The sequence below is a fragment of the Methanocorpusculum vombati genome (assembly GCF_026891935.1).
Lineage (GTDB): Archaea > Halobacteriota > Methanomicrobia > Methanomicrobiales > Methanocorpusculaceae > Methanocorpusculum > Methanocorpusculum vombati.
The window spans coordinates 1-8,434 of the sequence record NZ_JAPTGC010000025.1; the positions used below are offsets into that span (position 1 = coordinate 1).

The 8,434-nt window shown below is 52.5% G+C and carries 6 protein-coding genes; 3 read left to right on the top strand and 3 right to left on the bottom strand.

Going from position 1 to position 8,434, the window contains the following annotated elements; all coding sequences use genetic code 11:
* Window positions 1-549: 549 nt before the first annotated feature.
* The 3 genes from O0S09_RS09580 to O0S09_RS09590 all read right to left on the bottom strand — a co-directional run bounded on the left by O0S09_RS09580 (window position 550) and on the right by O0S09_RS09590 (window position 5,595).
* Window positions 550-699, bottom strand: a complete 150-nt coding sequence (locus O0S09_RS09580) for a hypothetical protein (protein ID WP_268923757.1) — start codon at window positions 697-699, stop codon at window positions 550-552.
* A gap of 160 nt (window positions 700-859) precedes the next feature.
* A complete protein-coding gene (locus tag O0S09_RS09585; protein ID WP_268923758.1) occupies window positions 860-1,375 on the bottom strand; it encodes a hypothetical protein in 516 nt (171 codons plus the stop codon).
* Between the two features lie 695 nt (window positions 1,376-2,070).
* Window positions 2,071-5,595 (bottom strand): InlB B-repeat-containing protein, encoded by a 3,525-nt coding sequence (locus O0S09_RS09590; RefSeq protein ID WP_268923759.1) that lies wholly within the window; start codon window positions 5,593-5,595, stop codon window positions 2,071-2,073.
* Window positions 5,596-6,573: 978 nt separating this feature from the next.
* On the opposite strand from O0S09_RS09590, the gene O0S09_RS09595 reads away from it, so the two are divergent.
* The 3 genes from O0S09_RS09595 to O0S09_RS09605 all read left to right on the top strand — a co-directional run bounded on the left by O0S09_RS09595 (window position 6,574) and on the right by O0S09_RS09605 (window position 8,139).
* On the top strand, window positions 6,574-7,134 hold the full coding sequence (locus tag O0S09_RS09595) for a hypothetical protein (RefSeq protein WP_268923760.1): 561 nt from the start codon (window positions 6,574-6,576) through the stop codon (window positions 7,132-7,134).
* On the top strand, window positions 7,127-7,387 hold the full coding sequence (locus O0S09_RS09600) for a hypothetical protein (RefSeq protein ID WP_268923761.1): 261 nt from the start codon (window positions 7,127-7,129) through the stop codon (window positions 7,385-7,387). Before O0S09_RS09595 ends, O0S09_RS09600 begins: the two co-directional genes overlap by 8 nt.
* 296 nt (window positions 7,388-7,683) lie before the next feature.
* The gene (locus tag O0S09_RS09605; protein ID WP_268923762.1) at window positions 7,684-8,139 is read left to right on the top strand and encodes a GxxExxY protein; all 456 of its coding nucleotides are present in this window, start codon (window positions 7,684-7,686) and stop codon (window positions 8,137-8,139) included.
* Window positions 8,140-8,434 lie beyond the last annotated feature (295 nt).

Sequence of the window (8,434 nt, forward strand, 5' to 3'; positions counted from 1 at the left end):
GCAACGAGCAACCGCCCGGCTCCGGGCGGGCGAGAGCAGCGTTAAGAAAATGCGATGAGCGAAGCAGCGGAGCGGAGCGACGCATCTGCGTTATCTGCGTTTTCTTTTTTCTTCCTACCCACTCACCACTAACTCATCTACACCGTCCAGAAAAACTACAAAGTACTTTCGTCACATCACATTTTTCGGTGGAATTCCTTCTATTCAATGTGTTCCGTGGTTCCTCAAAAAAACCAAAGATAATAAATCCCAAATAATCCAATCAAAATTCCATCAGACATTATGAATAAGTTTAGACTTTTGGAGCAAAACCGGTGAGGCGCTGCACCTAAATTCGGTTATTGCCTACTCATTGATCGAATTTCAATCCACGGAAGCTACGAAACACACGGAGGCATTCAACATCACGGAGTTCGAAATTACTCTGTTTCCGTGGTTTTTTTGGGTATTCCGTGATGTTGAAAATTTCTGTGTATTCGGTGTTTTTCTGCGATGCGGTGGGCACGGGTTCTGTTGTGCGAGCCGGGGGATGTATCAGGAGTTAAGGAGTTAGTCCCGGTGTTCGTGTGCGGTGCTGTGGTGGGTGCGGTCAAGCCATCTGTCCGCCCATGCGTAGAGGGGAGGGGCGAGGACGATGGCGGCGAATGCGATGCCCTGGGCGGCTACGCCGAGGATGAGGAGGGTGGTGAGGGTGTCCATGATTATTTCTCCTTTTGTGTTTTTATTTTCCAGACGTTCCGATTCAGCTGCTGCGTCCGAGCGTGCGAAGCACGCGAGCGGACCGCGCCGGTCATGTTCTGTGGGGGCTGCCCCGCCCGGGGCGGGTGCAAACCCCCACGTTAGAAAATGGGCGGGTCGGTCAGTTGAGTGCGGCTACGCCGTCTGCCCAGGTGTCTACTTTGGTGAGGATGGTGTCGGCCTCGTAGGAGCTGATGCGGAGTTCTTTTCTGGTGAAGTTGAGGTAGTAGTTTTCACCGGTGGGGTCGTGAATTTTGAGGCGGATGTTCCAGCTGTCTTTTGCGGTGTTGCGGTTTGCGGTGGCGTCTGCGCCGTAGGCCTGGGTGATTGCGGTTGTTGCGAGGAGTTCTGCGATGATTGTATCGTAGGCGTCGCGGCCGGGGGCGGTGATGGTGATTGCGCCGAGGGTTTTTCCAAGGGCGTTTACGTATTCGATGGTGGCCCGGTAGGATTCGGCGGTGGTGGTGACGCCGTCGATGGTTTCGCCGGAGGTCTGGTATGCGGCTGCGCCGAGGGGGTTGTCGTCTGCTTTGAGTGCGGCGATTGTTTCGTCGAACACGTTCGCAGAGGTGATCGGGGCGGTGAAGGTACGCTTTGCGCTCTTCACGATGCTGGTTGGGGTGAAGTCGATTGGCATGGTGGCTGGTTCCTGGAGAAAGGGAACGGGGGTGAATGGTGGCGGTGATGTTTCCCTTTCTCTGTCTATTCTATTGGACGGGAGGGGGGATCAAGGTGCGGTCGTGGGGGTTGCCGGGCGGCTGCAGGGAAAGGGGTTGCGGAGGTTTTGTGCGGGGAGGCGGGAGGCGCGCGGCGGGGTTGTTGATGGTGCTGTAGGTGTTTCATTTGCGTGTCCGGGAAAAATCTCTCGTTCTGGTTTTTTCGTATTGATTGGGTAAGGCTGAGTGGTGGTTTTGGCTGCATGCACAGAAACGCGAAAATGCCAGAGGAGGAATTTGTTCAGAGGCTTCGGTAGTTTCGCCACTGAAGATCACTGCGTACGTCCTGATCAAAACTCCCTCCGAAATCCTTTCGCGGCATCATAGATGAAAAAAAAGAGGCCGGTATCGACGGGCATCCTGCAAAGGTGTGTGGTATGGAATGAACCGGTACGTGTCATGTGGTAGCAGGAAAACTCACACTCCCCAGTGGAATTTCTGCAATGCCACGTATCCCAGGAGGTATTTCATGCGATTACGATTTTGGTCCCTGTGTTCATCTATTGGTTTTTGTCAGTTACACGGGTAGTGTTTTTCCGTGTTCTTTCTTTTGCGGGAGTGCCGTGTGCCGCCGGTCAGGCGTGCTGCCTTGCGTGGGAAAAAAAGAGGGAGAGGGTTAGTCTCTTCTCCGTATGAGTACGCCTGCGGCGAGGAGCCCGAGGAGAGCGCCAAGTACCGGTGCGGGTGCCTGGGTCATGGCCGGCGAGGTGCTGCCGGAGGCGGAGGTTCCCGAGGCCGCGGGGGTGGCCGCAGAGGTGCTCTGCGCCTGTGTCGCTGCCGGGGTTGCCTTTACGGTCTGCTGGGCGGTTGCACTGCCGGTCTGCGACACGGTCTGCTGCGAGCTGCTGCTCTGGCCGCCGGAGGACGGGGTCCATTTGGCGTAGAGGGTCATGTCGCCGGGGATGCCTTCGGAGAAGCTCCATCCTTGCGTGCATGCGCTGTCCTTGTACCAGCCGCCGAAGGTGTAGCCGTCTTTGGCCGGGTTGGCCGGTGCGGTGATCTTGTCTCCTGCGGAAAGGCCGGTCCTGACGGACAGTGTGCTGCTTCCGTCATTGAAGAGTACACGGTAGGAACCGTCCATGTTGCCATCACCGGAGGTGGTGGTGGTACTGCCGCCTCCGCCGCCGCCGGACGGTGTAGTGTCCTCAACAAGAACATAGGAGGAAAATCCACTTCCATAGATGGTAATTACCCACTCAGTAGATGTGGATTGAACACGGATGGTAACTTCCTTAATGTTGTTGCCCTCAATATGGAGAGCTTTCACTTTGCCCAGTGAGGCTTTGCCTTCCTTTGGAATGATGATCTTCAGCTCGATACCATTGCTGCTGATGTTACTATTGATCTGCTCAATGGTGCCGCTGGATACGGATGCAGTGATCATTGCGAGCGGTTTGTGGTTGCTGTTCTTCTGCGTAATCGTCTCCACAACCGTCTGGTTGATTGCCGGATCGATGATTGGCAGAACGATCGCTGCACCATTCTCCAGAGCTTTGGATGCATCCAGTGTGATGTTCAGTGCGTACGTAGCCGGGACGGGCATGTCCACAGATACCGGGGCTTCCGATTTCGGATACACAGCAACCATAGCGTTAATGGTTCCGTTGACGGAGATTACGTTACCAGAACTATCCGTCTCAACATCTGCTCCGCCCGCATCCGCGTAGGTCAGTGTGATGTTGACGCCGGATGTGGTTTTGAGGGTTGCGGTTTTGTTGTCCGGGGATGTTTCGATGGATGTAGTCGAAGTACTACTACCACTTGTTGTGGAGAGGTTCACCTTGTCGCCTTCCTTCTTAACCGTAGTATCAACGTTCGGTACGGTTGTGTTATAGACGGTGATGATAACTACTTTGGATACGGTATCGGACGTTACCGTGAGATTGGTTGTACCGATCTTGATCGGTGTGTAAGTGACTGAACTGCCGGTGGTTGCGCCCAGACTGATAATGCCGTCGGTTCCGAGCGTCCACGTAAAGTCTGCCGAGACTCCGCCGGTGAAGACTGCGGTAAGGGTTTCTGACTTTCCGGTTTTGTTTTCAATGGAGAGGTTGCCTTTGATTTCGATGGTCTGCTGGACTGGCTGACCAATTGCTACCAGCGGATGCAGGTCGGCAACCGGGAGTCCGGCGGCTGTTGCTGCTGCGGCATCGGCGAAGGTCATGTAGCCGGTGGTGCTCTTCTTGCCCTCAGACCACTCCCAGTAGTTTCCGGCGACAGAGGTCTGGTCGGTGACTACGGCTTTGTAGCTGCCGAGGGATGCCCGGGTGATGTTCCATTTGAGAGCGGTGGCGGTCAGGGTAACTGCCGAGTGATTGTCCACTGCGGTTGTGATGTCTTTGAAGTTGTTGTTGAAGATCTCTCCTTTCACAGTGGTACTGGAACCTCCACTGGAGTTGTCTGCGTAGATCACATACGTGGAACCTGTTACTTTGTTGGAATGCAGGTTGGCAGTGACCTCTGCTGAACTTTCGGTGTTGAGATACAGGACAACACCGTAGCCGCCGAGATCCTTCTGTATTAGATGAGAAGCAAGTGTGATGGTGTTGTTGTTGGCGTTCACCTGTGCCCCGCTGACGGAACTTCCGTCAACGGCAAACGCGACGTTTCGGGTTGTGTCAGATTCACCTTTGTTACTCGTGATGGTGTTGTTGGTGATCTCTGCTTTCACACTTGCAGCACTGATCCGTATTGCAACACTGCCGGACGAGGTTTCGCCTACATGGCCAGTATCAGTACGAGGGTCAGCTTTTGCTGTACCGGTCGTGAGTCTGTTGTCCGCGATTGTTGCATTGGTGGCACCAACAACGATACACTGACTGCTGCTGGTTGCGGAGTTTCCAGCGGTAATGGTGTTGCCTTTGACAACAGCATCTTTTCCAGAGAGATATACAGCAATCGACGACATACGTCCTGTATCGGAAGAAGATGCCGACTTCAGATTACTGAGATCAATGTTACTGTTGAGCAGTTGGCCGCTCTCTCCGAGATTAATAGCCGTTCCGAAGGTTGCGTCCTGTTTGGCAGTTACCGTGAGGTTTTTCAGGGTGTTCTTATTGGCAGTAATTGCCGTTGTTCCTTTACCCGTATTGAGGATGAGGGACTTTCCGGCACCATCGAAGGTGATGGTTTCAGCATCGAACGTCAATAGTGTTTCAAGCGTGATGTCCTTCAGCAGAGTGACGGTTGCACCGCTTGCAGCATAGGTGCTGCTCAGTGCCTTACTCAGATCAGTGTGCAGATCGATGATGCTATCGGTCGAGTTCCGGACACTTGCGTTGAAGATTCCACTCTCTACCTTGGTAGCGTAATCCTCTGCGGTTGCCCAAACGATTCTCTGCTGCCCGTAAATAGCTTCTTTGTCAGGACGGAACCAGCTGTGGGTTGCGTCTTGGAGTGAGTCTCCCCTATACACAGTAGCCTTCGCTGTACCTTCGTTTGAAATCATCGTCAGGTCTTTCAGACCGCGGGTGTAGGTCTGATCATCAACCTTAAGCCACGTCGGATTCACACCGTCTGCGGCGGCCTCAACATCAATACTCTGTCCCCAGCTACTGTTTTGAATCGTAAGGTTGACTGCGGTCATATTTTCCGACTTCAGTGTTATACCGGATCCCTGGCTGCCGTTGATTACGACATTCTCTAACGTGATCATGTGGTATTTGCCGGTGTTCACTGTGTCAGATTCATTCGTGAACTGAATACCCCATGCACCACCGTTCGAATTGTAATTTTCAAAGGTGATATTCGTCAGGTTTACCTTGGCTTTGTCTTCGGCAATACCCTTGCCGGTACACAACAGGTGACGGTCACATCCATTACCATGACCCGTCTTAGGAAAGCCACCGCTTGAGTTATCGGCCGTGATGGTATGCCATTGACCATTAATCGTCACAGAATAGTTCACCAGAATAGGAGCAGTCGCTGCAATATCTGTTGTCAGGTTAATGACCGTTTTTTTCTCAGACAAATTCTGGATCAGTTCAGCATAGGAACTAACATCCGCTGAGCTCTCCTCCGCACTGACAGCTCCGGCCATCAGTACACAGGCAAGCAGGAGCACTGCAAGCGCGAGCACCCCGCGCCGCATCAGCTTCGCTGCATCATTGGGGCAATCCGCCCCGTAACGTCGTAAACTCATGAAATTCCCCCTCAGGATCAACGGGAACACACAACGGAAAGTATCCGACACACGCGAAAACCCATTGAATCCTAAGATAATAGGATATAACCCGGAAAATTCTTTAATGGAAAATTGGCGGTTACCATGAATTTTGCGCGGAAAAAGAAACAATATCCGGGGAGAAAAAGATTCAGGAAAACGACAGTATATAAAATTACCGAGCGCAAAATAGGTTTTTCAAAACACACGAAATCAGGGGCGTTGAACGATTCTCCACCACATAAGAACAATTGACAATTACCTTTATATTCTCACAGGTATGATATCCTCTTATCTTAGGATTCAACATTCCAAAATAGCATGCGCGACCCCCGTTCCGCAAAAAAATCCGGTAATCGCAGATAATAGAATATGATGATAATAGAGCTTTGCTCTATTATCTGCGATTATGTTTTTATCAACCATAATGATTTGCATAGCACATATATAGGAAAAAGATAGGCATTTCCTTGCAAAACCTAATTTTCGCTCATAAGATTCATATATCACCGGAAAAATACTCATGAACCGGTAGCGGGAACATAACTCCACAACCCCCGCTGCCGGAGATCACCCGCGGCCTTCCGGCTGCGCGGATCTGAATCAGGACGTGATAGAAAAAAAACCACCGGAAAAACACACCCCGGACAACCGCACCCGTGACGTCAGACGTCAGACGTCAGATGTCAAACATCACCGGACACCGGAAGTCACACAAAAAATTCCGCACACTCTTTCGCATCACCAATGCATGTGCTCCGCGGAGTACTCTTGTGTACTTTATTTGTCGCTTATTGTATAAGAACATACCACCCTGTTGGGAAAGAAACATCCAGAAAAAAAAACAAAAACACCGAAGTACCCGGGTCCGCCATCCTCCGCGCACCCCGGCTCCCCTGTATCCCTCTCCGAACCCTGACGTCTGACGTCTGACGTCTGATGTCTCACCACCCGCCTATGCATCACCCGACCCCCCTCCCCCGGAAATACCTCTACGCCTTCCTCAGCGAGGAAGAGTACCACGACCTCTGTACCATCATCCGCACCATGGCATTCCCCAGCACCAGCGCCTACATCACCGCCGTCTGCCGCACCACCCTCTACGGCTGGCACACCAATTATCACACGCCGGAACAGGACCTCAACCCCGAAACCGCCGCATGGATCGCCTGGCACAAAAACCGCATGACCAAAGAAGACGGACTCCGGCAGACCTTCTTCGACGTACTGACCGACCTCGCCTTCCCCGTCATCGCCGCCCGCGGCGCACAGCTCGCCTTCCATCTCTTACAAAGTGAAATCGAAACAGCCATGGCAGAACGAACCGGGATTGTTCCTTCATTTGACTGCATGAAAACCTGGATGCAGATCTACGAAACCATCCACGCAGAAGAACTCGGCAGACACCGTGCCGACCTCGCCCGCGACACCGCGCGGGAAACAGAACATCTCAGGCAGCAGGAAGAACCATACACCGAACGTGAAACCGTCTGTGAAGGAAAGGCTGCCTGTGAATGAAGAACCGCCCCGCTACTACGGCAACACCTACTGCTGTCCCGCCTGCGGCATCGCATTCACCCTCATCCGCCGGGAAATCACCGGATGCGGATGCAGCATCGAACACAGCACACTCCGCTGCCCCGCCTGTACCGCAGACACCGCCGTCCGCGTCAGTGAAGAAGAACTCGCTCTCATCACCGGCTATATAAAACTCCGGGGAGAAGCACGCGAACTCATCCGGCAGCGGATAGCAGAATCACGGACGAAATGAACGTAAGAATGTCGGGAATCTCCGGCCTTGTATGAATTGATCTAAGGAAGCTTGGAATCTCCGGCGTGGGCAGAATGTGGAAAAAAGAAACGCGACTCCACACGAATCTCGCTCGCTCACGCTCGCTCCGCGAATCGCGTTTGCGTTTCGTCGCTCTCATCCCGCCCGGAGCTGGGCGGGCTCGCTGCTATCGCAGCCGCGACGGCAAACGCTGGACGGCGCCATTCGGGCGCCGCCGGAGAGAAAAGACTCCTGTTGAACACTACCTTAATCTCATCTCCTGCCAATTCACTCCTATGCCGAATAAAAAATTGCTCTATGAAAAAGAAGTTTACGCTATAACCGGAGCAGCAATGGCTGTCTATAATAATCTGGGAGTTGGCTTCTTGGAAGCAGTATATCAGGAAGCATTCGAGATTGAACTCAGAAAACGAAACATTCCCTTTGAATCACAGAAAAGCCTCAAAATATACTATCAGGGGCAGGAACTCTCAAAAACGTATGTCGCAGACCTCATATGTTACGGAGAAATTATCGTAGAACTCAAAGCAATCTCTGCTCTCAGCAAAACCGAAGAGGCACAGCTCATCAACTACCTCAAAGCATCTGGAAAACAGGTTGGACTCCTCATCAATTACGGAAATGAGAGAAAACTTGAATGGAAACGATACATTTTCACCAACACCACCTACCAGACAAAGCAGAACATCCCGGAAAAAATCGGACCAAAGAAAAGAACACCAGACCCTTAAAACTGAAAAAATAGTTGAGGATATCACATCAACCACGAGCGGCGCCCGAATGGCGCCGTCCAGCATTTGCCGGAGCGTTTGCGATGAGCAACGCCACCCGTCCGCTCGGACGGGACGGCGAGCGACGAAACGCAAATGCGATTCGTGGAGGCAGCGAAGCTGCCGGGATTCGCGCGGATTCGCGTTCGGTTTACCCGCATCCTGCCACAATCCAAGGACTCACGAACTACGGAAATATCCCATCCTGCCACAATCCAAGGACTCACGAACTACGGAAATATCCCATCCTGCCACA